Source organism: Candidatus Microbacterium colombiense (assembly GCA_029203165.1).
Classification (GTDB): Bacteria; Actinomycetota; Actinomycetes; order Actinomycetales; family Microbacteriaceae; genus Microbacterium; species Microbacterium colombiense.
Map to the genome: position 1 here is coordinate 3,445,939 of CP119308.1, position 25,322 is coordinate 3,471,260.

Consider the following 25,322-nt stretch of genomic DNA (forward strand, 5'->3'; position numbering starts at 1 on the left):
GCCGTGTTTCGAAGCTCTCACGCCGATTTCGCTTCGAAGTGCGGACGATTCCGAAGTATCAGTACAGCAGGATCTGCTTCGAACTGACGCTCGTGAACCCGCCGATCGAGACTTCCACGTGGTACGAGGCCCCGCCACCGGGCGCCCGCTGCCGGTTCTCCTGGTCGCAGGTCTCGACGCTCGAGCGCGTGCGATCCCACGTGACAGGGTCCTTGCTGGTCACCGTCGCGCCCGCGGTGAGGGTGGCGATCATGCTGCTCGGGTTCTCCTGGCAGTCCGTCGAACGCCACCACACGTCGGATCCGCTCATCACCGTGAACACCTGTGTCGTCGACCCGACATCCATCGTGCAGTCTGTCGCGCTCGTGTTCGTCAACGAGATCGACACCTTCGGCAGCACACCCGCGGCGTACGTGTCGGCGTCGGTCACCGCGTTCACCTCGATGTCCGCGGCGGCGCACGCCACGATCGCCGGCGTCGCGGGCGCCGACGGGTCGGCCGAGGGCGACGCGGCATCCGTCGTGGGCGTCGATGACGGCGTCTCACTCGTCGGCGGCGTGGACGCCGGTGCGGTGCCGGCCTGGGCCCAGGGTTGCGCGATCACGAGCCAGATGCCGATCCCGATGGCCGCGAGCAGCAGGATCAGCCCGCCGAAGAGGACCACCCGACGCCGACGGTAGACAGCAGCAGAGGGGCGGACCATTCCTCCAGGTTAGTTGAGCACCCTGATCATCCGCGTGTTGCCGAGCGTGTTCGGCTTCACATGCGCCAAGTCGAGGAACTCCTCGACTCCGGCGTCACCGCTGCGCAGCAGTTGGGAGTACACATCGGGGTCGACGACCTGTTCACCGATGGGCGTGTAGCCGCGGCGTCCGAAGAAGTCCACCTCGAACGTCAGGCAGAACAGTCGCGACAGACCGAGCGCGGTGGCGTTGGCCTCGAGCCGGTCGACGATGCCGCGTCCGACGCCTCGGTGCAGCCAGTCGTCGCGCACGAGCAGAGTACGCACCTCGCCGAGATCCTCCCAGATCACGTGCAGGGCTCCGCAGCCGATCAGCTCGCCGTCGGCCTCGGCCACCACGAACTCCTGCACCGAACCGTAGAGCACGGCGAGATCCTTGCCGAGAAGGATGCGCTGCTCGACCATGGGCTGCAGCAGACTCCGGATGCCGACGACGTCGGCGCTGCGCGCCGGTCGGACGATGTACTCGCTCACACCACAAGCCTAGAACCCACGCGCTGGGAGAACGACGAAGGGGCGGATGCCGCAGCATCCGCCCCTTCGTGATCCGGAGATTACTCGCCGCTGGCGATGGCCAGGTCGGGAGTGGCCGCGATCTCGCCGCCGGTGTTGACGCCGACCGAGATCTTCTCGCCGCGCGGGCCGTGCTCGAACTGGAACTCGCCGTCCTTCACGTCGACCTTCACGTGGTCGCCCGCGGAGAGTTCACCGTGCAGGATCTTCTCGGACAGGCGGTCCTCGATCTCACGCTGCATCGCACGACGCAGCGGACGAGCACCGAGAGCCGGGTCGAAGCCGATCTCGATCAGACGCTCCTTCGCGGGCTGCGACAACTCGATCGTCATGTCGCGGTCCAGCAGACGCTCGCTCAGGCGCTTGGTGAACAGGTCGACGATCTGCACGAGCTCGCTCTTGGAGAGCTGCGGGAACACGATGATGTCATCGACACGGTTGAGGAACTCGGGCTTGAAGTTGCGCTTGAGCTCCTCGTTGACCTTGCCCTTCATCCGCTCGTAGTTGGTCGCGTTGACGCCCTCAGCCTGGAATCCGACGGGTCCACCGGCGATGTCACGCGCACCGAGGTTGGTGGTCATGATGATGACGGTGTTCTTGAAGTCGATCATGCGACCCTGGCCGTCGGTCAGACGACCCTCTTCCAGGATCTGCAGGAGCGAGTTGAAGATGTCGGGGTGGGCCTTCTCGATCTCGTCGAAGAGCACCACGCTGAACGGCTTGCGGCGCACCTTCTCGGTGAGCTGGCCGCCCTCTTCGAATCCGACGAATCCGGGAGGGGCGCCGAACAGACGCGAGACCGTGTGCTTCTCACCGAACTCGCTCATGTCGAGCGAGATGAGAGCGGCTTCGTCGTCGAACAGGAACTCGGCGAGCGCCTTGGCGAGCTCGGTCTTTCCGACACCCGTGGGGCCGGCGAAGATGAACGAACCAGAGGGACGCTTCGGGTCCTTGAGGCCGGCGCGCTGACGACGGATCGTCTTGGACAGTGCGGCGATGGCCTCTTCCTGGCCGATGACGCGCTGGTGCAGTGCCTTCTCCATGAAGACGAGTCGGCTGGACTCCTCCTCCGTGAGCTTGAAGACCGGGATGCCGGTCGCCTGGGCGAGCACCTCGGCGATCAGCCCCTCGTCGACGACCGCGGGGGTCGAGACGTCACCCGAACGCCACTGCTTCTCGAGACGCAGGCGCTCGGCGAGGAGGTTCTTCTCCTCATCGCGCAGCGATGCGGCCTTCTCGAAGTCCTGCTCCTCGGAGGCGATCTCCTTCTGCTCGCGCACCTTGGCGATCTTCTCGTCGAACTCGCGCAGCTCCGGCGGGCTCGAGAGGATCGACAGACGCAGGCGTGCGCCGGCCTCGTCGATCAGGTCGATGGCCTTGTCGGGCAGGAAGCGGTCGGAGACGTAACGGTCGGCGAGGTTCGCCGCCGCGACGATCGCGCCGTCGGTGATCTGCACCTTGTGGTGCGCCTCGTAGCGGTCGCGCAGCCCCTTGAGGATGTTGATCGCGTGGGGCAGGCTCGGCTCGGCGACCTGGATCGGCTGGAAGCGGCGCTCGAGCGCAGCATCCTTCTCGAAGTGCTTGCGGTACTCGTCGAGCGTCGTGGCACCGATCGTCTGCAGCTCGCCACGGGCGAGGAGCGGCTTCAGGATGCTGGCGGCGTCGATCGCGCCCTCGGCGGCACCCGCACCCACCAGGGTGTGGATCTCGTCGATGAAGACGATGATGTCGCCGCGCGTGCGGATCTCCTTGGTGACCTTCTTGAGGCGCTCCTCGAAGTCACCGCGGTAGCGGGAACCGGCGATGAGCGAGCCGAGGTCGAGCGAGTACAGCTGCTTGTCCTTCAGCGTCTCGGGCACATCGCCCTTGACGATCGCCTGGGCGAGGCCCTCGACGACCGCGGTCTTGCCGACGCCGGGCTCACCGATCAGGACCGGGTTGTTCTTGGAGCGGCGAGACAGGATCTGCATGACCCGCTCGATCTCCTTCTCGCGACCGATGACCGGGTCGAGCTTGTTGTCACGCGCGGCCTGCGTCAGGTTGCGCCCGAACTGGTCGAGCACGGCGGAGCCGCCCTGCGCACCGGCGGGCGAGTCGTTGCTCTGCGCGCCGACGGCTGCGGGCTCGCGTCCGGGAGCGCCGGAGAGCAGCTGGATGACCTGCTGGCGGACCTTGTTGAGGTCGGCGCCGAGCTTGACGAGCACCTGCGCGGCGACGCCCTCACCCTCGCGGATGAGGCCGAGCAGGATGTGCTCGGTGCCGATGTAGTTGTGGCCGAGCTGCAGGGCCTCGCGGAGGCTGAGCTCGAGGACCTTCTTGGCGCGCGGGGTGAAGGGGATGTGGCCGGTCGGCTGCTGCTGACCCTGGCCGATGATGTCCTGCACCTGCTCGCGCACGGCGTCGAGGGAGATGCCCAGGGACTCCAGTGCCTTGGCGGCGACGCCCTCACCTTCGTGGATGAGGCCGAGCAGGATGTGCTCGGTTCCGATGTAGTTGTGGTTGAGCATCTTCGCCTCTTCTTGGGCGAGGACGACCACACGACGGGCTCGGTCCGTGAATCTCTCGAACATGCTGTGACTCCTTATTCGCACGGGGCGAAGACGCTTCTCGCGCCTGTACATCGAGAGTAACCACCGCGCGCGGCGGGTATGCCCGTGTTCGCCGTCGGCGGAGTGAGGGGGTCGCCCTGCCGGAGAAGCGGCGGGGTTGACGGGCGTTATCGACAGTCGTTATGTTAACGCTTATCGCTAATAACGACTATCGATAAGGAGCGATCATGAACCCGACCAAGCAGAACCCACTGTCCCGCGGTGACACGGGCGCCCTCATCGCGTTCTGCGGCGCGGGAGTCGCGATCGCCACCACCATCACGATCCTCTCCGGCGTGCGCATCGCGGAACTCGCCAGGGGCACCGACGTACCGGTGCTCGTCGAGTTCGTCGGCCAGCGCGTCGAGATCCCGCTCGGCGCCGGCGGCACCGGTGTGGTGCCCGTCGAACTCGATCGCGCCACGATCACGGCGCCCGAGCTGCCGATGATGGCGACCGTTCCCGGCATCCTCGGGCAGATCATCCAGATCATCACCATCATCGTCGTGATCGGGAGCCTGATCCTGCTGGCGCGCAGCATGCTGAGCGGGCGCATCTTCGGTCGCGGACGCACGACGCTCGTCGCCACGGCCGGAATCACCGGACTCGTCGGATTCGCGATGGTGCGCTTCTTCGAGAACATGCTGGCCAACGCCACCGTTGCCGCCGTCACCGATACCGCCGATGCGAACGCCGTCATCAGCGTCGAGCCGTTCACGTTCATCCTCGCGGCGTTCGTGGTCGCCCTCATCACCACGGTGTTCGTGATCGGCGATCGCCTGCAGCGCGACACGGAAGGACTCGTCTGATGTTCGGCTACTCCTCGAACGAGCTCTGGCCCTCGCTCCTCTTCATCGCCGCGGGGCTCGCCGTCGTCGCTGTCATCGTCGGAATCGTGGTCTGGCGAGGGAAGCGGCGCGGCAGCCGCACTCTCGCCATCGACGCCGCCCTCACGGTCTCCGGATGGTGGGTCACCCTGTCGGCGCTGGGGGCGATCGTCATCGTGCTGAAGGTGTTCACGGCCGACTTCGCCGAGATCGCCTCCACGTCCATCTGGGTGCCGTGGCCGCAAGATCTGCCGTGCTCGGATGAGTTCGAGCCCGTCGGCGCGGTGCTCAACTGCGGGGGCGGGACGATCTCGAACATCACCGTGGGCGGTGCGTCGCTCGGGTTGCGGGCGCTCGCGGGCGCCGCGCAGCTCTCCAACCTCGCGTTCACCACGATGCCGGCCGCGATGCTCATGGTCATCTGCTTCCAGACTCTCCGGGGCCGCACGTTCTCTCACACCGTGTCGCGTGCTCTCACGATCGGTGCGGTCGGCGTGCTCGTGTTCGGGGTCGCGTCCGACCTGCTGGGCGCGATCGCCGCGACGGCCGCGCTCCGCGAGGTCTTCCCGCCGGACAGCCAGTGGTATCCGATGACCTTCTCCCTCAACGTCACACCGCTCCCGTTCGCCGCGGCCCTCGGCCTCATCGCCCTCGCCGCCGTGTTCCGTCAGGGCCTCCGCCTGCAACAGGAGAAGGAAGCGCTGCTCAAGGACACGGAGGGGCTGGTGTGACTCCCGCCGACAACGACGACGAGCTCACCGGCATCCACTGCCGACTCGATGAGCTGCTCGTCGACCGCGGGATGACCCTGACCGAGCTCAGCGCGCGGGTCGGGGTCAGCATCGTCAACCTGTCGGTGCTGAAGAACGACCGAGCCCGCGCCATCCGCTACTCCACGCTCCGCGCGATCTGCGAGGCGCTGGAGTGCGAGGTCGGCGACCTCCTCGTGCTCGCTCCCCGCTGACTCGGGCGGAATCTCAGGTGGCGGGCGGGGGCGTCGGCGCGGCGGATGCCGGGGCCAGCGGCTCCACGACCACCGCGGTGCCGTAGGCGCAGATCTCCGTGAAGTTCGCGATGGATCCGGCGTCGAAGCGCATCGCGACGATCGCGTTCCCGCCGCGCTGCTGCGCCTGATCCCACATGCGCCCCATCACGACCTGCCGCGCCTCGTACATGACCTGCGTGTACTCCGGGATCTCGCCGCCGCCGAGCGAGCGGAAACCCGCGGTGAACCCCTGGCCGAAGTCGGTGGAGCGCACGGTGAGCCCCATCACCTCACCCAGGACCTGAGTGATGCGGTAGCCGGGCACGTCGTTGGTCGTCACGATGAACATGAGGACATGGTGGCAGAGCGATGCCCGATGCGGCAGCCCCGCGTGCGCGCCGCGCGGCATCCGCCCACGCCCCCGCTGAGCGTCCACGCCCCCGCCGAGCGGCGTCAGCAGGCGGGGGCCTCGGCGCTCAGGAGGGGTCTCGGCGCGGCAGATCGGGTCGGGATGCCGGCGACGGGCGAGCCGGACGAGCCCGGCGTCAGGCGCGACCGGACTGACGGGTCGCGCCTCGGGTGTCGAGCGCGAGCTCCTCGGCATCCATCGCGGCGATGAGCTCGCGCATGAGCTCCTCGTCGAGGTCACCGGCGTCGCGCTCCTGCAGCAGGATCTCGCGGCGCACCTGCAGCCAGCCGCGGGACAGCGCGACGAGGTCGTCGTACGACGGCCGGGTCACGGCGTCCTCCACCGCCTGCGCGGCATCCGTGTCCTTCTCGACCCTCGTCATGCGTTTCGTGAAGGCATCGAACACGCTCAGGTCGACCTCACCGTACTTCGCCTCCCACTCCACGCGTTTCTCGGCCAGGTACGCCTTGCCCGCCTCGCGGCTCTTCTCCTTGACCGCGGCGAGCGCCCGCTCGTCGTCGTCATGATCGACGTCGCCCTCGATGCCCAGGCGGCGGATGAGCAGCGGCAGCGTGAGGCCCTGGAGCAGCAGCGTGCCGACCGTCACGATGAAGGCGACGACGACGATCGCGTGCGACGCCTCGGTGTTGAGGGTCGCGAGGTCGGCCGCGGCGAGCGCGACCGCGAGCGTGACCACGCCGCGCATGCCCGCCCACGAGATCACGGCGCTGTCCTTCCAGCTGAGCTTCAGCCCGGCCATCTGCTCGCGCACGATCTGGGTGCGCAGCTCATCGGCCGTGCGCTCCCCCCAGCGACGCGATCGACGATGCCGCTTCTCGAACTCGCCCGACTCGACACCGCGATCCCAACGTTCGAGCCGCTTGCGGTCCTGGAAGTTCGCCCACGCGCTCGTGGGGTAGATGTACAGCGGTCGCACGATGAGCACGACCAGCAGCACGGCGCCGGCGAGCAACAGGATCTGCTCGACGGATTCGCTGCCGAGGTCGCGCAGCACACGCGGGAACTGCAAGCCGATGTAGGCGAACACGAAGCTCTCCAACAGCAGGTCGGCCGAGAGCCACAGGGGCTTCTCCTGCTGGCGGGTCGTGTAGTCGGTGCGCGGGGAGTTGAACCCGACGTACAGGCCCATCGCGACGACCGCGAGCACGCCCGAGCCGAGCAGGTGCTCCGCGATCGCATAGGCGCCGAACGGGGCGAGCAGTCCGAAGGTGCCGTTCACGACCGGATCGCTGATGCGCATGCGCAGCTGATGCAGCACGATGCCGAAGAGCAGACCGATCACGACGCCGATCACGACCGCCAGCAGGAACTGCCACACGCCGTCCCAGACCGTGAGCGTGGCACCCGCGATCGTCAGCGATGCGAACACCCGATACAGCGTGAGCGAGGTGGCGTCGTTGATCAGGCTCTCCCCCGAGAGCACCGTCATGATGCGGCGAGGAAGCCCCAACCGGCGTCCGATCGCGGCGGCGGAGACGGCGTCGGGCGGGGCGACGATCGCGCCGAGCAGCAGCGCGCCCGGCAGCGTCAGCGACGGCATGATCCACCACGCGAGGAAGCCGACCGCGAGTGTCGTGATCAGCACCAGCCAGATGCCCAGGCGGCGGATCTGCGGCAGGCTGCGCTTGAAGCCCACGAACGACACGTCCAGCGCCGCCGAGTAGAGCAGCGGAGGCAGGACGAGACTCAACAGCACATGGCCGTCGATGTCGAGATCGGGGATCACGGGCAGGAAGGATGCCGCGAGCGCGACAACCGTGACCAGCAGGGGCGCGGGCCAACCTCGCCAGCGCGCGAACGCGGCGACGGCTACTGCTCCGACGAGGACGTAGAAGATCCCGGCTTCCATGAGTCCCACGGTAGCGGGGGAATGCCGACAGGCGGACGGGCGTTGCACGCAGGGATGTCCGATACAGCACTCTCCGTCCTCGATCTCGTCCCGGTGCGCACCGGCCAGACCAGTGCCGAGGCGGTTGCCGCCTCCCTGTCACTCGCCGCCGCCGCTGACCGTCTCGGCTACCGTCGCTACTGGTTCGCGGAGCACCACAACATGCCCGCGGTGGCATCCACGACGCCGCCGGTGCTGATCGCGGCCGCCGCATCGCGCACCGAGCGCATCCGTCTGGGCTCCGGCGGCGTCATGCTGCCCAACCACGCGCCCCTCATCGTGGCGGAGCAGTTCGCCGCCCTCGAGGCCATCGCTCCGGGGCGCATCGATCTGGGCCTCGGCCGCGCGCCCGGAAGCGACCCGGTCATCACGCAGCTGCTGCGCGGATCGGGCACGACGAGCGATGTGGAGCAGTTCCCGCGCAACGTGCAGGACATCGCGGCACTCGTCTCGGGCGAGGGCGCGACCGTGCGCTTCACCTCCGGCGGCGAGTACACGGTGCGCGCGACCCCCGCGGCGACCGGCGCTCCCGAGGTGTGGCTGCTGGGCTCGAGCGACTACTCGGCTCAGCTCGCGGCATCCCACGGCCTGCCCTACGTGTTCGCGAACCACTTCTCCGGGCAGGGGCTCGAACGGGCGCTCGACCTGTACCGCGCGGGGTACCAGCCCAGCGCGGAGCACCCCACACCGCGCACCTTCCTCACCGTGAATGCGGTGGCGGCGCCGACCGTCGAGGAGGCCGAGGCCCGCGCCCTGCCCCAGCTGCGGATGATGTCGCGCCTGCGTCTGAACAAGCCGCTGACCGCGCTCGAGACCGTCGAGGAGGCGATCGCCGCCGGGATCGCCGAGGCCGATGCCGCCACCGATCAGGTCGTGAAGGATGCTCGGTCGCGCTGGTTCGTCGGCACCGGCGACTCGGTCGCCGCCGAGGTGCGCGAGTTCGCCGCCCGGTGGGGTGTCGACGAGGTCATGCTCTCTCCGGTCGCCGGGGCGTACGACGCCGAGCCGATGGCGTCGGCCGAGGGCCGAGCCCAGACCCTGCAGCTGGTGTCCGCAGCGCTCTAGCCACTCCCCCGGTGCGCGCCGCCGTCGCGGCGCCGAGTGAGGCTGGTCATCCGCCGCGGACGGGCGTAGCCTCGGCAGCAGAGAGGGGTTCGACGATGAGCACCACCAAGACACTCGCACTCTGGGTCGCCTACGGAACGAACGGCGTTGTCGGCAGCATCCGGCACGACGACGAGGGATATCAGGTCACGATGGCGGGGGCGGATGCCGCAGCCGGCACGTTCCCGAACCTCGCCGCGGCGAAGGGCGCTCTGCACGCGCGGATGACGCCGGGCAGCGCGCGGCCGACGTTCCAGGAGCACTGAGCGCGCGAGAACCGAGCGTCAGTTACTCCGCGGGCTCGCCGCTGAGGATGCCGCGCAACCAGTCGCGGGCCTCGACGAAGATGTCGTCGGCGTAGCGCTCCGGATAATGCACGATCTGACGGTCGGCGCGCGGGTACGAGCCGAGGAACACCACGCGCGGGCTGAACCGGCGGATGCCGAGCAGGGCGTCGGCCATCCGCTCGTGCTCGATGTGCCCGTCGGCGTCGATCACGAACCGGTAGCGTCCGAGCTCGTCGCCGATGGGCCGTGATTCGATCAGCGACAGGTTGATGCCGCGGGTCGAGAACTGCTCGAGCATCTCGAGCAGCGAGCCCGGGTGATCGTGGGGCAGTTCGACGATCAGCGAGGTCTTGTCGGCACCGGTCGGCGCGGGCGGCGTGGTGGTGCGGGTGACCAGCACGAAGCGCGTGACCGCCTGCGCGTTGTCGCCGATGTCGGATGCCAGCACCTCGACGTCGTAGTGGTTGACGATGCCGGGGGCGGCGATCGCGGCCTGTGCCGGAAGCGTGCCGTCGAGCACGCCGATGGCCGAGGCGACGTTGCTCGCCGCCGGCACGTGCGAGTGCGAGGCCACGTGCGCACCCAGCCAGCCGTGGCACTGCGCGTAGGCGACGGGGTGGGCGGCGATCACGTGCACCTGGTCGAGGGTGGTGCCGCGCGGGGCGACGAGCACGAAGTTCACCGGCACCAGGTACTCGCCGATGATGCGCAGACCGGGCAGCGTCGCGAGAGCATCCTGCGTGGTGGAGACGCCGCCCTCGATCGAGTTCTCGATGGCGATCATCGCCGCGTCGCTGCGTCCCTCGAGCACGTCGGCGAGCGCCTCACCGACGTTGTGCACGGGCCGCCAGTTCTGGCCCCGGGCCTCCGCCACCTGATCGAGTGCCGCCTCCGTGAAGGTTCCGGCCGGGCCGAGATAGCTGTAGGTGCGGCGTTCAGTCACGCGTTTCACCTTAGCCCTCCTCCTCTAGGAGGAAACCGAAGTTTCACCTGCGGCGGAATCGGGGCAGACTGTGTGCATGACGAGCCGTGCCGGCCTCCCCGCGGAGGAAAGTGACCTCATCGATGTCGACGAGCTGATCGCCGCCTACTACGACCGCATCCCGAAGCCCGATGTCGCCGCCGAGCGCGTCGCGTTCGGCACGAGCGGTCACCGCGGCTCCTCGCTGTCGGGCAGCTTCAACGAGAACCACATCCTCGCGACGACCCAGGCGATCGTCGACTACCGGGCGGCTCAGGGCATCACCGGCCCGCTGTTCCTCGGCCGCGACACGCACGCGCTCTCGTTGCCGGCCGAACGCACGGCGATCGAGGTGCTGCTGGCGAACCGCGTCGATGTGCGCGTCGACTCCCGTGACGCGTGGGTGCCGACCCCGGCGCTCAGCCACGCGATCCTCACCTACAACCGCGACCTGCCCACCGACTCCCCGAGCCGTGCCGACGGCATCGTCGTGACGCCGTCGCACAACCCGCCGCGCGACGGCGGTTTCAAGTACAACCCGCCCCACGGCGGTCCCGCCGACACCGACGCGACCGGCTGGATCGCGGATCGCGCGAACGAGCTCATCGCGAACGGGCTCGAGGGCGTGAACCGCCGACGCTTCGGCGATGTCGACTGGGACTCGATCACGGGCTACGACTTCCGCGACGCCTACGTGCGCGATCTGCCCACGATCATCGACATCGACGCGATCCGTCGCGCGGGCGTGCGCATCGGCGCGGATCCCCTGGGCGGAGCATCCGTGGAGTACTGGGCGCTCATCAAGGAGATGCACGACCTGGACCTGACCGTCGTGAACCCCGAGGTCGACCCGACCTGGCGCTTCATGACGCTCGACTGGGACGAGAAGATCCGCATGGATCCGTCCTCCCCTTCGGCGATGGCCTCGCTGGTCGCGAAGAAGGGCGACTTCGACGTGCTCACCGGCAACGACGCGGATGCGGATCGCCACGGCATCGTGACCCCGGATGCCGGGCTCATGAACCCCAACCACTACCTGGCCGTCGCGATCGACTACCTGTTCTCGCACCGCGCCGAATGGCCGCGGGATGCCGCGATCGGCAAGACGCTCGTGTCGTCGATGATCATCGACCGCGTCGCCGAGTCGCTCGGCCGCCGCCTGCTCGAGGTTCCCGTCGGGTTCAAGTGGTTCGTCCCCGGGCTGCTCGACGGCTCCGTCGCGTTCGGCGGCGAGGAGTCGGCCGGCGCATCGTTCCTGCGCAAGGACGGCTCGGTCTGGTCGACCGACAAGGACGGCATCCTGCTCTGCCTGCTCGCCGCCGAGATCATCGCGGTCACGGGCAAGACCCCCTCGGAGCGGTACGCCGAGCTCGAGGCCGCGTTCGGCTCGTCGGCGTATCAGCGCGTGGATGCTCCGGCGACGCCCGAGCAGAAGGCGACGCTGGGCAAGCTGGCACCCGAGTCGGTGTCGGCGACGACCCTGGCCGGCGAGGAGATCATCGCCAAGCTCTCGCACGCTCCGGGCAACGGCGCGGCGATCGGCGGGCTCAAGGTGCAGACCGAGCACGCCTGGTTCGCGGCCCGCCCCTCGGGCACCGAAGACGTGTACAAGCTCTACGCCGAGAGCCTGCTCGGACCCGAGCACCTCGCCGAGGTGCAGTCCGAGGCGCGCGCGGTGGTCGCGGCGGCCCTCGGCGGCTGACACCACGGCGGGACCTGCCTAGCCGTCGATCTCGAAGACGGGCTCGCCCCAGCCGATCGTCCGCTCCCTGGCGACCTCGATGCCCGCGGCGGCGATCAGTGTGAGCACCTCGCCGCGAGTGCGGAACCCGGAACCGTGTAGGCAAAACAGCTGCAGATCCTCTGCGGCATCGTGATCGTCGATCTCCTCGGGAACGAGCAGGTGCTCGACCACGAGCATGCGTCCTCCGTCGCCGACAGCGGCGTGCGCCTGCTGCAGCGCCCGCACCGCATCATCGTCGGGCAGAGCAGTCAGCACTCCTCCGAGCACCACGGTGTCACCCTCCGGCCACGCCTCGGTCGCCGAGCCCTCGTGCGGGTGAACGTGCGCTCGGGCTGCCTCGGGCAGTGCGGCGAGCGCGGCATCCGTTCGCGATGCCCGCACGATCAGCGTCACCTCCGGTGCCGATGCTGAGGAGAGTGCGTCGGCGAGAAGCGTCGCGGCCCCTGCCCCTCCCGCGGTCACGCGCTCCCCCGCGGCGAAGGAGTATTCACGTGCGAAGGCCGGGCGCAACCACTCGAGTTCCTCGGCGGCGGCATCCTCGAATCCTTGAGCAACCTTCTCCGAGGTGTCGGCGAGCTCATCGGGCGTTCCGCCCAGCGTGCGTCGCGACACGGACGACCCCTGCTCGACCGCTTCGAGTAGGCCGTCGAACACACGCACGAGACCGCCGACTGGATGCCGCAGGTCGAGTTCCTCCGCCACCTCCTCGTCATCGAGCACGGCGCCGAACTCCGTCACGGCGAACACCCCGTCGCCCTGGTCGTCGAGCACGTCGATCGTGGAGAGGTAGCGCAGCAGTTTGCCGAGGCCCGCAGCATCCGCACTCGTCGCCGCGCTCAACGCCTCGACCGACACGCGCCCTGCACGGATCAGCGGAACGACGCCGAGGGTGACGGCCACCCGGATCGCCCGGGAGGGCAACGGATCGACGAGCTCGTGCATGCGGTCGATGAGATCGACCTCGCTGTCAGGATCGGGCAGCCCCCCGGTGCCCTCGAGCTCGTCGACCTCGGTGCGACGCCAATAGCCGGTCACCTCGACGCGATCCGCTGCGAGCCCGCGCTCTTCGCGCAGCCACCGACGCAGAGGTTTGATCGACAGCGTCTCGCCGGCCACCCAGGCGAACGGATCACCGTCGCGCCAGGTCATCGCCTGCACGGCATCCGCGAGATGCGTGGTGGTGCCGGCCGGAACGGGTCCGCGATGCACCCAGGTGACCGTGGTGCCCTCCTTCATCTCGATCGCCTGCTCATCGCTCGGCCCCCCGACCTCGATGAACACCTCGGTCGGCGTCCCATCCGGCACCTCCTCCAGCCAGCGCGCGATCGCCGGGATCGCCGTGTCGTCACCGGCGATGAGCAGCCAGTCCGCGCCGACGGGTTGCAGCAACGACATCTTCGGGCCGGCGATGTGCACGCGGTCTCCGACCTCGCACGAGCGCGCCCAGGTGGATGCGACCCCCGTGCCGTGCAGCACGAAGTCGAGTTCGAGGCGCCCGAGCTCGGCGTCGAAGGAGCGCACCGTGTAGGTGCGCGCCACGGGACGTGGATCACGCGGCCACTCGATCACCCGGTCGCGCTGGACCGGCAGATGCAGTTCACCCGTGAGCGGATCGGCGAAGAAGACCTTGATCTCGTCATCGAACCCCTCGGTCACCAGCGGGGGCAGCTCGTGCTCGCCGTCATGGAAGCCGGCAAGCTGAGGCCCGCCGAGCACGATGCGACGCATGCTCCCCGAGATGTCGAAGGCGTCGATCACCGACAGCTCGCGGAGCGTGATCGGCTCGATCACGGAGGGACGGATGCTGCGCGCCATCGTCGCCGCCTCTCAGTTCGCCGCGTCGGCGAGAACGGGCACGACCTTCTCGAGCGCCCAGGGCAAGCCCAGCGGCGAGGGGTAGGCGATGGGCGATGCGACATCGTCGCCGATCACCCCGTAGGCCCCGCGCTTCACGACGTCGAGGCTCTGGAAGAGCGGATCGGATTCGAGTTCGGCACGCGTCAGCAACCCCTCGCCGCCGAAGGGGTAGCCGATCACGAGTACGTCGGCCTCGAGCTTGTCGATGTTCTCCTTGCTGAGCCCGGCGTTGTCTCCCGTGAACTCTGCCGCGATGTCGGGCAGCGTGAAGCCGAGATCGGTGAAGAACGACACGTCGCTCCCCTCATACGAGGAGTACGTGATCTGGTCGGGATGGATGACCGCGTACGTGATCGTCTTCCCGGCGAACTCCGGATTCGCCGCCGCAGCGTCGGCGAAGGACGCACCAACCTCGGCGATCGCGGCATCCGCCTCGTCGGCCAGTCCGAGCGCGCAGCCCGCGAGCTCGGTGCGGTCCGACCACGTCATGGCGTCGAGTCCGTCCTCGCTGGTGTAAGCGATCACGGGCGCGATAGCGGCGAGCTTCGTGTAGTCCTCGTCGAGGCTCCACCCGCTCGTCGCGAGGATCGCGTCGGGAGCGGCTGCCGCGATCGCCTCGAAGTCGATGCCGTCGGCCGGGTCGTACGAGTCGAGCTCGAGTCCGCGCTCGTCGATCGTCTCCTGCTGCCAGGCGCCGAGCTCGTAACCGGGGTAGATCACCGGTTCGACGTCAAGGGCGAGCGCGATGTCGAGGTCGACATCCGTGACGACGGCGACCCGCGTCGGCGCCTCGTCGAACGTGCTGCTGCCGAACGCGTGCGTGAGCGTGTACGGGAAGGTCCCGCACACGCCCGACGCCACGGTCTGCTCGGTGCCTGTGCAACCCGCCAGGGCGGCGACGGACACCACGGCGACGGCGCTCGCCGCGATCAGACGACGGTGGTTTCTCATGATTTCTCCTGGGTGGTCGGCGCGGACGAGTGCCGCCCGCGCGGAAGGATCAACGGGGATCCGGTATCGGGGTCGGGAATGATGCGGGAACGCAGACCGAAGACGTCCTGCACGAGCTGCTCGGTCAACACGTCGCCGGGCGCCCCCTCGGCGACCAGCCGGCCCTCGCTCAGCACAAGGAGACGATCGGCGTAGGCCGCGGCCTGCTCGAGGTCGTGCAACACCATCACGATGCTCTTCGCCGAGGAGCGTCGCAGATCGATGAGAAGGTCGAGCACCTCGATCTGGTGCGCGATGTCGAGGTAGGTGGTCGGCTCGTCGAGCAGCAGCAGAGAGGTCTCCTGCGCGAGCGCCATCGCGATCCAGACACGCTGGCGCTGGCCGCCGGAGAGCGCATCGACCGGGCGGTCGGCCAGGGCCGCCGTACCCGTCACCTGGAGGGCGTGCGCGACGACGCGGAGGTCCTGATCGAGCGAGCGTCGGAACGCCCGGCCATGCGGGTGGCGTCCGCGCGAGACGAGGTCCGCGACCGTGATGCCCTCGGGCGCGAGTGGACTCTGCGGCAGCACACCCAAACGCTGTGCGATGGCTCTGCTGGACAGCGTGTTCAGGGCCGTGCCGTCGAGCAGCACCCGCCCGCTCTGCACCGGGAGCAGCCGGGCGAGAGCTTTGAGCAGCGTCGACTTGCCGCTCGCGTTGGGACCGACGAGCGCCGTGATCGAGCCCTCGGGAAAGGCGACGTCGAGGCCGTCGATCACGAGACGGGAGTCGTATCCGACGCTGATGCCCTCGGCCCGGAGAATCTCGGCAGGCGGCGTCATGCCGGCGATGATGTGCGGTGTGCCGGTCATGATGGTCTCCTCCGACCGTGGACGAGCAGGTAGATCAGCGCGGGGGCACCGATCACGGCCGTGATGCTCCCGGTGGGCACCGGCGAGATGAACGGCGCGGTCTGCGCGATCAGGTCGGCGGCCAGCACGATCACGGCTCCGACGAGCGCGGCGGCGACCGCCGCATCCGCGCGCCGGACCAGTCGTGCGGCGAGAGGGCCCGACACCAGCGCGACGAAGCCGATCGGGCCGGTGATGCTCGTCGCGATCGCCGCCAACCCGGCACCCAGCAGCAGGCTGGCGAAGCGCAGTCGGGAGACACGGGTACCGAGCGCCGCCGCGAGATCGTCGCCGAGCGCGAACGTTCGCAGCCCCCGCGACGCGGCTGCCAACCCGGCGCCGCCGATCATGAGCGTGAGCGCAAGCGCCCAGACACCCGGCCAGTCGGCACCGCCGAGCGATCCGATCATCCAGCGCAGGGCGCGCTCCACACTCATCTCGTCGGCGCGGGTCACCAGGTAGGTCGTGACCGCGCTCGCGCACGCCCCGATACCGATTCCCACGAGCACGAGCCGATACGGGCTCACCCCACGGTGCCAGCTGAGCAGGAACACGAGGGCAGCGACGCCGACGGCCCCGACGACGGCGCTCACCTGCACGCCCACCCCGACGACGCCGAGGGTGAGCACGGCAGTGGCCGCCGCAGAAGCGCCCGCAGAGATGCCGAGGATGTCAGGGGTGGCCAGCACGTTGCCCACCAGCCGTTGGTACAGGTGCCCGGCGAGTCCGAACAGCGCACCCGCGAGCAGTGCCACGAGGGCGCGCGGGACGCGCGTCTCGAACACGACGTAGGCGGCGAGCCCGTCTCCCCGTCCGAACGCCGCCGGGATCATGTCGGCGAGCAGGATCTCTGCCGAGCCCGCGATCAGCACCTCAGCGGCGGCGAGCATCAGGATTGCGGCCCCCAGGCCGACGCAGACCAAAAGCATGCGCCTGCGTTGCTGCCGTCTGTCGCGGTGCAGGAGCGACAGGAGAACCGCCGAGTCGCTCATGCCGGCACCACCCGCCGTCCGCGTGCGAGGGCGACGAAGACGGGCGCCCCGATCACCGCGGTCGCGATCGCGACCTGCAGTTCGCCGTTGCCCGGCACCAACCGGCAGGCCACGTCGGCGATGAGCAGCAGGGCCGCACCGCACAGCGCACCGTACGGCAGCAGCCAGCGATGGTCGCCACCGACCAGTAGCCGGGCCGTGTGCGCGCCGATCAGGCCGACGAACGCCACGGGGCCGACCGCGGACGTCGCCGTCGCGCACAGCACCACGGCGACCAGCGCTCCACCCAGCTGCCAGCGTCTCACGGCGAGGCCGAGCCCCTCCGCTACCTCCTCACCGAGCGCGAGCGCATTGAGCGGGCGACCGAGCGGCACCGCGAGGAGCAGGCCGCACAGGGCGAACGGCCAGATCTCGTCGATGACTCCCCCACGCCCGTTCAGCTGCCCTACCGACCAGTAGTTGTAGTGCGCGTACACGGCGGTGTCGCGCACGATGAGCAGCGTGATCAGAGACCCCAGGATCGCCGACATCGCCGCACCCGCGATCACCAGACTGATCGTGGTGCTAGCGGCGAGGCTCGCCAGCCGGGCGATCGCGAGCACGACGGCGGCGGCCGTGACGGCTGACCCAGCCAGGGCCCACCAGAAGTACGACGACGCGCCACGCACGCCGAAGAACAGGATGCCGATCAGCACGGCGAAGGCTGCGCCGAGCTCGATGCCGAGAACACCCGGATCGGCGAGCGGGTTGCGCGTGAGCGCCTGCATGATGACACCGGACGCGCCGAGGCTCGCTCCGACGAGCAGCGCGAGGATCGCGCGCGGCATCCGTTCGGTGGTGATCACGAGCGCCTCGTAGTCGTCCGCAGGGCGCACCCCGAGGAGTGTCTCGACGACGGTTGTCGGCGCGATGTCGCGCGCACCCAGTGCGAGGCTCAGCACGACGCCCACCAGTGTGAGCGCGATCAGGCCGAGCAGACCCCACAGCCGGCGGCGACCGCGCGTCGCGACCAGCACATGCAGCCGATCATCGAGAGCGGTCGGATCCATCGAGATCCGGGCAGCAGCAGAGGGCACGTGATGAGCGTAGGCTTACCTAACAACCCCCTCTCCCACTCAGCGATCGAGGAGTCCCATGGAGCGCTCACCCGTCGTCGCGCCTGATCTCGACGACGTGGAGCACTGGGGTCATCCTCCGCATCTGCACATGTGCGGACAGCTCGTGACGGCCATCACCGGCTCCGGCGTGCTGCGCATCGATGAGCAGGACTGCACCTTCGACACGGCGACCGCGATCTGGGTACCGCCACGCGTGCTGCACTCGGGCGAGTTCGCCGCCGATCTGCTGCCGCTCGCCATCGACCTCGACGACGCGTCCCTGCCACAGGAAACGCGGCTGGTCACCATCGATGCCGATCTGCGATCGCTGCTGTTGGCCTGGGCACGCGATCACGACAGCGCACGCAACCGCGACCGCGAGACCCGGATCGCCACCGCACTGCGGAGTTCCCCGGCGCTGCGCCGGCCCCTGCGACTGCCCACCGGGTCATTGACCCGACCGGTGATGGAACACCTTCGCCTCACCCCCGCCGTCGTCCCCCCGCTCGCGGAGTGGTCACGCCGGCTGCATGCCTCGGTGGCCACGATCCGCCGAGCCTTCCTCTCGGAGACCGGCTCACCGTACTCGGAGTGGACCACGCTGTTCCGACTGGAGTTGTCGATCGTGCCCCTGCGCGCAGGAGAGCCGGTGGCCGCCGTCGCGCGATCGATGGGCTTCAGCTCGAACGGCTATACACTCGCCTTCCGCCGGTGGACCGGCCAGACGCCCTCGGAGTACCGCGCGACCCTCGGTCGCTGACCCGCCACGCGGCGCCGATCTCAGGTCAGCGGCGTGCCAGCGCAGCGCCGGCGTCGCGCAACCAGCGCGCGGGCTCCGCGAGCGCGGCGGCAGAAGATCCTGCGAGGTCGGTGAGCGAGGCGGATGCCGCGAACAGCGCCGTGTCGGCATCCGCGGTGATGCGCCCGGCTGCGAGCAGGGCGACGGCCCCGGACTCCGCGGCGAGCGACGCCAGGAATGAAGGCACCTTGCCGTCGCCGGACTGACCGTCGTACGAGCCCTCCCCCGTGATGACGACATCAGCCCCGGCGATCGCTTCGGCCAGTCCGATGAGTGCGGCGACCTCGGCCGCTCCGGGCGCGAGCACCCCACCCCAGACCACGAGCGCGCCTCCGGTCGCTCCGGCCGCGCCACTGCCGGGAAGCGCGGCATCGAGCCCGAGCAGTTCGGCGAGCCGGGCGAGAGCACTGTCGACGCGCGTGATGTCCGCCTCGGCGACGAGCCCCTTCTGCGGACCGAACACGGCGGCGGCACCCCGCGGCCCGGTCACCGGGTTCGTCACATCGGTGAGCACGCGCACCTCTGGCGCCGGGCGCAGAGCGCTCAGATCGACCGACGCGATGTGGTCGAGTCCGCGTGCTCCGCGCGGCACGGGCCGGCCCGCCTGATCGAGGAATCGTGCGCCGAGGGCGGTGAGCATCCCGGTGCCCCCGTCGGTCGAGGCGCTCGAGCCGATGCCGACCACGAGACGCGAGACGCCGTGGTCGAGAGCGGCGGCGATGGCCTGGCCGAACCCGGTCGTGTCGGCATCCCAGGGGCGCAGCTCGTCCAGCAACTCGATGCCCGAGGTCGAACCCAGGTCGACGACCGCGGTGCCCTGCGGCGCATCGTCGGTGGGCGGCAGCAGCAGCCAGGCCGACTCGATCGGCCTTCCGGCGGGTCCGTCGACGGTCACGGGCATGCGGCGGGCTCCGGGCACGGCCGCCGCGAATGCCGCGACGGTCCCCTCTCCGCCGTCTGCCATCGGGCGGTGCACGAACTCCGCCTCCGGTTCCACCGAGGCCCAGCCCTGCGCGAGCGCGGCGGCCGCATCGGCGGCTGTGATCGTTCCCTTGAAGCTGTCGGGCGCCAACACCACGCGGGTCATGACCGCACCCCCGGCGTGCTCTCCCGCACGATGACGTCGAGCGGCAGCGGAGTCTGGGCCCAGTCGGCATCGACCGTGGCGCGGAAGGCCTGGTAGCCGACCTCACTCAGCGGCACCCGCACCGTGCTCAGCGCGGGCGACACGTCGCGGGCGCTGGGCACGTCGTCGAAGCCGCACACCGCGATGTCGGCGCCGACCTCGCGGCCCGCCTCCCGGATCGCCGACATCGCACCGATAGCGACGACATCGCTGATGCCGAAGACGAGGGTTCCCGCCGGCACGCCGTCGCGGAGCGCGTCGGTCATCTCGGCATCCCCCGACTCGCGGCGGAAGTCGCCCCGGCGAACCTGATCGACCGTCCCGCCGCCGGCTTCGAACCCGCTGCGGAATCCGGCCAGACGCTCATCCGAGGTGCGCACACCCTCGGCCGCGCAGAGGGCGATCGCCGACCGATACCCGAGCGCGGCCATCCGTCGGCCGAGGTCCGTGGCTCCCGCGCGGTTGTCGATCTCGACGTGGCGCCCGTTCCCCGTGGCGCCGAAGTCGACGATACGACCGCCCACGCGGGCGAACTCGGCGAGCTCCTTGGCGGTGTCGCCGTCGGCCGGAGCCTGCACCGGGGATGCGGCGAGAATGAGTCCACGTGGTCGCTGTCCGCGCAGCGCGCGCACGATGCGCGCCTCGCGGGCGGGGTCGCGTTCGGTCACCGCGATCGTGACGACCAGGCCCTGCTCGTCGGCGCCGCGGGCGACCCCGGAGGCGATCAGGCCGAAGTAGGGGTCGGCGATGTCGGCGACCAGCAGGGCGATCACGGGTGACGATCCGCGGGCCGTCGCCTGCGCCGAGACGTTGGCCGTGTAGCCGAGTTCGGATGCCGCACGCTCCACGCGCTCGCGGAACGATTCGGCCACCGTGCGCTCCGAGCCGTTCAGCACCCGCGACGCGGTCGCGAGCGAGACACCGGCGGCATGCGCCACGTCATGCAGCGTGGCCGCGGCACTGCGTGCAGACCGGGGCGAGCGTCGGGAAGGGCCATCCGTGCGCGACGCGGGCGTTTCCATGCCCAGAGCCTATCGGGGAGCACGCGTCCGGCCCGCGGAGGGCAGATGCGGGGACACCGCCGCCGCGAAGCTCTCGACCGTTCGGCGCACGACGTGGGCGGGGTCATCCGCCCAGACGTCGGCGTGGAAGATCTCCACCTCGATGTCGCGGTCATAGCCCGTGGCGATCACAGCACGGGTGAGCGCCTCGAAATCGATCACGCCCTCGCCGGGATAGTGACGCGACAGCAGCACATCGGCGGCCAGCGGGGTCTTCCAGTCGCACACCTGGTACGTCGCGATGCGCCCCTCGCGACCCGCGCGCGCGATCTGCTCCGACACCTGCGGGTCCCACCAGATGTGGAACGTGTCGACCGCGGCTCCGACCACGTGCGGCTCGAAGTCCGCGGCGATGTCGAGCGCCTGGCCGAGAGTCGACACCACGGCACGATCGGCGGCGTACATCGGATGCAGCGGCTCGATCGCGAGTGTCACCCCTGCGGCCTCGGCGTCGGAGGCGAGCGCGCCGATCGCATCGCGCACGCGCTCCCGCGCCCCGATGAGGTCGCGTGATCCGGCCGGCAGCCCGCCGGCGACCAGCACCAGCACAGCTGTCGAACCCGCGGCACCGGCGGCGGCGAGCGTCGCGGTCTCCTCGATCGCCCTCCGGTTGTCATCCAGCGCCGCAGCGCGTTCCGGGCCCGCGGGGAGCGTGAAGAAGCCTCCGCGGCAGTGCGTCGAGAAACGCAGGCCGGAGTCGTTCAGCATGCGCGCGGCCACGTCGAGTCCGACCTCGCCGACGGGCTCGCGCCAGAGCCCGATCGACGACACCCCGGCCTCGGCCGTGACGCGCAGTGCCTCGGCCAGACTCGCGTGCTTGATCGTGGCCTGATTGATCGACAGGCGCGGATCCACGGCGGTCATGCGTCGATGCCGTTCAGTCGCAGCATCCCGTGCCAGCGCTCGCGCGCGAGTTCCGGCTGCTCGAGTGCGAGTGCCGTGTTCGCCAGCTCGACGATCCGGCTCAGGTGCGGCAGGCTCCGAGCGGAGTGGAGGCCGGCGACCATCTGGAAAGCGGGCTGGTGCCCGTTCAGCCAGGCGAGGAACGCGACACCCGTCTTGTAGAAGAACGTCGGTGCGGCGAACACCTGACGGCTGAGCTCCTCGGTCGGCCCGAGGATGCGCAGGTACCCCTGGGCGTCTCCGGCGTCGAGTGCCTGGATCGCCACCGACGCCACGGGGGCGATCGCGGCGAAGGCGCCGAGCAGGGCGTCGGAGTGGCCGTCGCCCTGACCGACCTCGTCGCCGCCGATCAGGCCGACGTAGTTGAAGTCGTCACCGGTGAACATGCGCACGCCGCGGGTCGATTCGAGCGAGTGCAGGCGCTCGCGCACCGAGATCTCGGATGCGGCGTCGAGCAGGCTCATCTTCACACCCGCGACCGCTCCGGGGTTCTCGGCGATGATCTCCAGCAGCACGGCGGACGCGGTCTGCCAATCCGAGGCACCGAAGTATCCGGCGAGCTCCGGATCGAAGGCCGTGCCGAGCCAGTGCAGCACGACCGGAGTCGTGGCCGACGCGAGCACCTCGCGGTACACGCGCCGATAGTCGTCAGCACTCGTCGCGACCCGGGCCAGATGCCGGGAGGCCATGAGGACCGGGCCCGCACCCTGCTCCTCGGTGAAGTGCAGCTGCTCCTTGTACGCGTCGATCACCTGGTCGAGCGAGAGGTGGGATTCGCCGACGTGGTCGGTGTTGACCCCGACCACGACCGAGCCGCCCTCTTCCCGGGCGACCTCGGCGCTGCGCGCGATCAGCTCGCGCGTCGCCGCGGCGTCGAGGCCCATGTTCCGCTGGGCGGTGTCCATGGCGTCGGCGACGCCGAGCCCCCACGAGTACACGTGTCGACGGAACGCGAGCGTCGCATCCCAGTCGATGTCGGCGGGCTGCCCCGGGGTGTTGTCGGCCGAGACGCGCGGCACCACGTGGGCGGCGGCGTACGCGATGCGGCTGCGCAGGGGCGATGCCGGGCGCGCAGAGGCGCCCGAGTCGTTCAGCGCGACGTCGCGGGTCTCACCCGAGGCGTCCAGCAGGCGGAGGGTGCTCATGCGCGCCTCAACCCAGGGTCAGCGGCTCGAGGGCGATCTTGCGACCCTCGGCGCTCGAGGTGAGACCGGCCTCGGCGAACTGCACGCCGCGGGCTCCCGCGAGCAGATCGAACGGGTAGTGCGTGCCCAGCACGTAGGAGGTGAGGTACTCCTCCCACTGCTGGCGGAAGCCGTTGAGGAACACGTCGTTGGTCGGCACGTTCTGCCAGTCCGCGTCGTAGTCGCGGGTGTCTTCCAGGTCGGGGTTCCACACCGGCTTCGGCGTGGCGTTGCGGGGCTGGATCTTCGCACCGAAGAGCCCGACCACGGCCGACCCGTGAGTGCCGTCGACCTGGAACTCCACGAGCTCGTCACGGTTGACCCGCACGGTCCAGCTCGAGTTGATCTCGGCGACGATCCCGCCCGCGATCTCGAAGATGCCGTAGGCGGCGTCCTCCGCGGTCGCGGTGTACTTATCGCCGTTCTCGTCCCACCTCTCGGGAATGTGCGTCGCCGCCTGTGCATAGACGCTGGTGACCTCGCCGAACAGGTTCTCCAGCACGTAGTTCCAGTGCGGGAACATGTCGGAGATGATGCCGCCGCCGTCTTCCGTACGGTAGTTCCAGCTCGGACGCTGAGCGGGCTGCCAGTCGCCCTCGAACACCCAGTAGCCGAACTCGCCGCGCACCGACAGGATGCGACCGAAGAAGCCAGAGTCGATCAGGCGCTTGAGCTTCTGGAGGCCGGGCAGGTACAGCTTGTCGTGCACCACGCCCGTCTTGACCCCGGCGCTTTGCGCGAGGCGCGCGAGCTCGAGCGCCTCGTCGAGGCTCTCGGCGGTGGGCTTCTCGGTGTAGATCGCCTTGCCGGCCGCGATGGCCTTGCGGATGGCGGTGGCGCGGGCCTTCGACACGAGGAAGTCGGCGTAGACCTCCCACTGCGGGTCGGCGAGGGCGGCATCGAGGTCGGTCGTCCAGTCATCGATGCCGTGGAGAGCTGCGAGCTCGGCGAGCTTCTGCTCGCTGCGGCCGACGAGGATCGGCTTGACCGTGACACGGGTGCCGTCGGGCAGCTCGATGCCGCCCTGCTCGCGGATCGCGAGGATCGACCGCACGAGGTGCTGCCGGTAGCCCATGCGCCCGGAGACGCCGTTCATGATGATCCCGATCTCGCGGGTGCTCGCCTGTGACATCGATCGTCCGTTCTCTGTGAAGTCGCCGCGCCCTTCGTGGGTAAGCGCTTTCCGAGATCATGACACGAGGCAGGGCGGTTCCGCAACAGCGCGCATCGCCTGGGCGGCGGGCAGCCGACAGCAGCGGGCGGCTAGCTGCGGGCGGTGCTGGCGCGCTCGATCAGCGCGGTGGAGACGATGGATGCCGAAGCCTCGGCACCGCGGTCGCGCCCCTCGATGTCGGCGACGAGCGCCTCGACGGCACGGTGCGCGAGAGCGGTGAAGTCCTGACGGATCGTGGTGAGCGGCGGGCGGTAGTTCGCGGCATCCGGAACGTCGTCGAAACCGATCACGCTCACGTCGTCCGGCACGCGGCGACCGCTCTCCGCGAGCGCCCGCAGCAGTCCGAGCGCCATCTGGTCGTTCGCGCAGAAGACCGCCGACACGTCGGAGAGATCGGATGCCGCGGCGAACCCCGAGCTCGCACTCCAGTCGCCTCGCACCACCTCGGGGGCGGCGATCCCGGCGTCGGCGAGAGCGTCGCGCCACCCGCGCTCCCGCTCGGCCGCGGCGAACGACCCGGCGGGGCCGGCGAGATGATGAACGACCTCATGGCCGCGCGCGAGGAGGTGCGCGGTCGCCGCAGCCGCGCCGCCGGCATGGTCGCTGTGCACGGCCTGGAAGCCGGCGTCGGCCAGCGCATCGACGACGACCAGACGCAGCCCGTCGGGGCGATCCGCTGCTGGCACCAACGCCGACGCCTCGTTGAGCACGATGGCCCCGTCGACCTCCTGCTCGGCGAGCCGCCCGAACGCCTCCGCCACACTCGCCCCCGCGGTGACGAGGGTCAGTGCGTAGCCGCGTTCGGCTGCAGCCTCGGCCGTCGCCTGGAGCATGCGGGAGTTGCCGACCGTGGCGAGAGTGGTGACGACCAGTCCGATCGTCTGCGAACGGCCGGTGCGCAGGGCTCGCGCCGCGCGGTGCGGGCGGTAGCCGAGCTCGGCCATGGCCTGTTCGACGCGGGCGCGCGTGGCGGGATCGACCCGCGGGCTGTCGTTCACCACCCGCGAGACGGTCTGACCCGACACCCCGGCCCGAGCCGCGACCGAGGCCATCGAGACGCGTCCGGTCGAGGCGCGGCGGCGGCGTGGCGCGCGGGCGAGGCCGAGCTCCCTGTCGACACTGTCGTCGGTCACCGGCATCCCCCGTTCACAACTCCGCTGTTCACAAACTCCGACGTTCAGAAACTCCGCCGTTCACAACTCCGGAATGTTGACGTTAC

Annotated in this window: 24 protein-coding genes; 7 read left to right on the forward strand and 17 right to left on the reverse strand. The window is 69.7% G+C overall.

Annotated features, from left to right (window positions below; genetic code table 11):
* Window positions 1–58: 58 nt before the first annotated feature.
* From P0Y60_16805 to P0Y60_16815, 3 genes are all read right to left on the reverse strand, one after another.
* On the reverse strand, window positions 59–703 hold the full coding sequence (locus P0Y60_16805) for a hypothetical protein (protein ID WEK60939.1): 645 nt from the start codon (window positions 701–703) through the stop codon (window positions 59–61).
* A 9-nt stretch (window positions 704–712) separates the two neighbouring features.
* Entirely contained in the window at window positions 713–1,216 is a 504-nt protein-coding gene (locus P0Y60_16810) for an amino-acid N-acetyltransferase (GenBank protein WEK60940.1), read from the reverse strand.
* 80 nt (window positions 1,217–1,296) lie between these two features.
* A complete protein-coding gene (locus P0Y60_16815) occupies window positions 1,297–3,825 on the reverse strand; it encodes an ATP-dependent Clp protease ATP-binding subunit (GenBank protein WEK60941.1) in 2,529 nt (842 codons plus the stop codon).
* 206 nt (window positions 3,826–4,031) lie between these two features.
* Here P0Y60_16815 and P0Y60_16820 point away from each other — a divergent pair, with 206 nt between their 5' ends.
* The 3 genes from P0Y60_16820 to P0Y60_16830 are packed head-to-tail and all read left to right on the forward strand — an operon-like array spanning window position 4,032 to window position 5,634.
* Window positions 4,032–4,652 carry a hypothetical protein gene (locus P0Y60_16820; GenBank protein ID WEK60942.1) on the forward strand — a complete coding sequence of 207 codons (621 nt, stop codon included), beginning with the start codon at window positions 4,032–4,034 and terminating at the stop codon, window positions 4,650–4,652.
* Window positions 4,652–5,401, forward strand: a complete 750-nt coding sequence (locus P0Y60_16825; GenBank protein WEK60943.1) for a hypothetical protein — start codon at window positions 4,652–4,654, stop codon at window positions 5,399–5,401. Before P0Y60_16820 ends, P0Y60_16825 begins: the two co-directional genes overlap by 1 nt.
* Window positions 5,398–5,634, forward strand: a complete 237-nt coding sequence (locus P0Y60_16830) for a helix-turn-helix transcriptional regulator (protein ID WEK60944.1) — start codon at window positions 5,398–5,400, stop codon at window positions 5,632–5,634. The genes P0Y60_16825 and P0Y60_16830 overlap by 4 nt, the downstream gene beginning before the upstream one ends.
* Window positions 5,635–5,647: 13 nt before the next feature.
* Here P0Y60_16830 and P0Y60_16835 read toward each other — a convergent pair whose 3' ends face one another.
* Complete coding sequence (locus tag P0Y60_16835) at window positions 5,648–6,004, reverse strand: YbjQ family protein (GenBank protein WEK60945.1); 357 nt, start codon at window positions 6,002–6,004, stop codon at window positions 5,648–5,650.
* A gap of 196 nt (window positions 6,005–6,200) precedes the next feature.
* Entirely contained in the window at window positions 6,201–7,934 is a 1,734-nt protein-coding gene (locus tag P0Y60_16840) for a sodium:proton antiporter (GenBank protein ID WEK60946.1), read from the reverse strand.
* A gap of 54 nt (window positions 7,935–7,988) precedes the next feature.
* Between P0Y60_16840 and P0Y60_16845 the strand changes: the two genes are divergently transcribed.
* Both P0Y60_16845 and P0Y60_16850 read left to right on the forward strand, forming a co-directional pair.
* On the forward strand, window positions 7,989–9,038 hold the full coding sequence (locus P0Y60_16845) for an LLM class flavin-dependent oxidoreductase (protein ID WEK60947.1): 1,050 nt from the start codon (window positions 7,989–7,991) through the stop codon (window positions 9,036–9,038).
* Between the two features lie 95 nt (window positions 9,039–9,133).
* Window positions 9,134–9,343, forward strand: coding sequence for a methyltransferase (locus P0Y60_16850; GenBank protein ID WEK60948.1), 210 nt, complete (start codon window positions 9,134–9,136; stop codon window positions 9,341–9,343).
* 22 nt (window positions 9,344–9,365) lie between these two features.
* Here P0Y60_16850 and pheA read toward each other — a convergent pair whose 3' ends face one another.
* Window positions 9,366–10,316 carry a prephenate dehydratase gene (gene pheA / locus P0Y60_16855; GenBank protein ID WEK60949.1) on the reverse strand — a complete coding sequence of 317 codons (951 nt, stop codon included), beginning with the start codon at window positions 10,314–10,316 and terminating at the stop codon, window positions 9,366–9,368.
* 67 nt (window positions 10,317–10,383) lie between these two features.
* On the opposite strand from pheA, the gene pgm reads away from it, so the two are divergent.
* On the forward strand, window positions 10,384–12,027 hold the full coding sequence (gene pgm / locus P0Y60_16860; protein WEK60950.1) for a phosphoglucomutase (alpha-D-glucose-1,6-bisphosphate-dependent): 1,644 nt from the start codon (window positions 10,384–10,386) through the stop codon (window positions 12,025–12,027).
* A gap of 18 nt (window positions 12,028–12,045) precedes the next feature.
* On the opposite strand, the gene P0Y60_16865 is transcribed toward pgm, so the two are convergent.
* The 5 genes from P0Y60_16865 to P0Y60_16885 are packed head-to-tail and all read right to left on the reverse strand — an operon-like array spanning window position 12,046 to window position 17,835.
* Window positions 12,046–13,884, reverse strand: a complete 1,839-nt coding sequence (locus P0Y60_16865; GenBank protein ID WEK60951.1) for a siderophore-interacting protein — start codon at window positions 13,882–13,884, stop codon at window positions 12,046–12,048.
* Between the two features lie 12 nt (window positions 13,885–13,896).
* Window positions 13,897–14,877: an ABC transporter substrate-binding protein gene (locus P0Y60_16870; protein ID WEK60952.1), complete on the reverse strand. Its 981-nt coding sequence runs from the start codon at window positions 14,875–14,877 to the stop codon at window positions 13,897–13,899.
* Window positions 14,874–15,728 carry an ABC transporter ATP-binding protein gene (locus tag P0Y60_16875; GenBank protein ID WEK60953.1) on the reverse strand — a complete coding sequence of 285 codons (855 nt, stop codon included), beginning with the start codon at window positions 15,726–15,728 and terminating at the stop codon, window positions 14,874–14,876. Before P0Y60_16875 ends, P0Y60_16870 begins: the two co-directional genes overlap by 4 nt.
* Window positions 15,725–16,696 (reverse strand): iron ABC transporter permease, encoded by a 972-nt coding sequence (locus P0Y60_16880; GenBank protein ID WEK60954.1) that lies wholly within the window; start codon window positions 16,694–16,696, stop codon window positions 15,725–15,727. Before P0Y60_16880 ends, P0Y60_16875 begins: the two co-directional genes overlap by 4 nt.
* Before the next feature lie 59 nt (window positions 16,697–16,755).
* A complete protein-coding gene (locus P0Y60_16885; protein WEK60955.1) occupies window positions 16,756–17,835 on the reverse strand; it encodes an iron ABC transporter permease in 1,080 nt (359 codons plus the stop codon).
* A 58-nt stretch (window positions 17,836–17,893) separates the two neighbouring features.
* Here P0Y60_16885 and P0Y60_16890 point away from each other — a divergent pair, with 58 nt between their 5' ends.
* Entirely contained in the window at window positions 17,894–18,616 is a 723-nt protein-coding gene (locus P0Y60_16890) for an AraC family transcriptional regulator (protein WEK60956.1), read from the forward strand.
* A 25-nt stretch (window positions 18,617–18,641) separates the two neighbouring features.
* Here the strand turns inward: P0Y60_16890 and P0Y60_16895 are convergent, their stop codons facing one another.
* From P0Y60_16895 to P0Y60_16920, 6 genes are all read right to left on the reverse strand, one after another.
* The gene (locus tag P0Y60_16895) at window positions 18,642–19,742 is read right to left on the reverse strand and encodes a glycerate kinase (protein ID WEK60957.1); all 1,101 of its coding nucleotides are present in this window, start codon (window positions 19,740–19,742) and stop codon (window positions 18,642–18,644) included.
* Window positions 19,739–20,803, reverse strand: coding sequence for a LacI family DNA-binding transcriptional regulator (locus P0Y60_16900; GenBank protein WEK60958.1), 1,065 nt, complete (start codon window positions 20,801–20,803; stop codon window positions 19,739–19,741). The genes P0Y60_16895 and P0Y60_16900 overlap by 4 nt, the downstream gene beginning before the upstream one ends.
* A 9-nt stretch (window positions 20,804–20,812) precedes the next feature.
* Window positions 20,813–21,706: a sugar phosphate isomerase/epimerase gene (locus tag P0Y60_16905; protein WEK60959.1), complete on the reverse strand. Its 894-nt coding sequence runs from the start codon at window positions 21,704–21,706 to the stop codon at window positions 20,813–20,815.
* A complete protein-coding gene (locus P0Y60_16910) occupies window positions 21,703–22,890 on the reverse strand; it encodes a dihydrodipicolinate synthase family protein (GenBank protein WEK60960.1) in 1,188 nt (395 codons plus the stop codon). Before P0Y60_16910 ends, P0Y60_16905 begins: the two co-directional genes overlap by 4 nt.
* A 7-nt stretch (window positions 22,891–22,897) precedes the next feature.
* A complete protein-coding gene (locus P0Y60_16915) occupies window positions 22,898–24,061 on the reverse strand; it encodes a Gfo/Idh/MocA family oxidoreductase (protein WEK60961.1) in 1,164 nt (387 codons plus the stop codon).
* Between the two features lie 131 nt (window positions 24,062–24,192).
* Window positions 24,193–25,155 (reverse strand): LacI family DNA-binding transcriptional regulator, encoded by a 963-nt coding sequence (locus tag P0Y60_16920; protein WEK62937.1) that lies wholly within the window; start codon window positions 25,153–25,155, stop codon window positions 24,193–24,195.
* Window positions 25,156–25,322 lie beyond the last annotated feature (167 nt).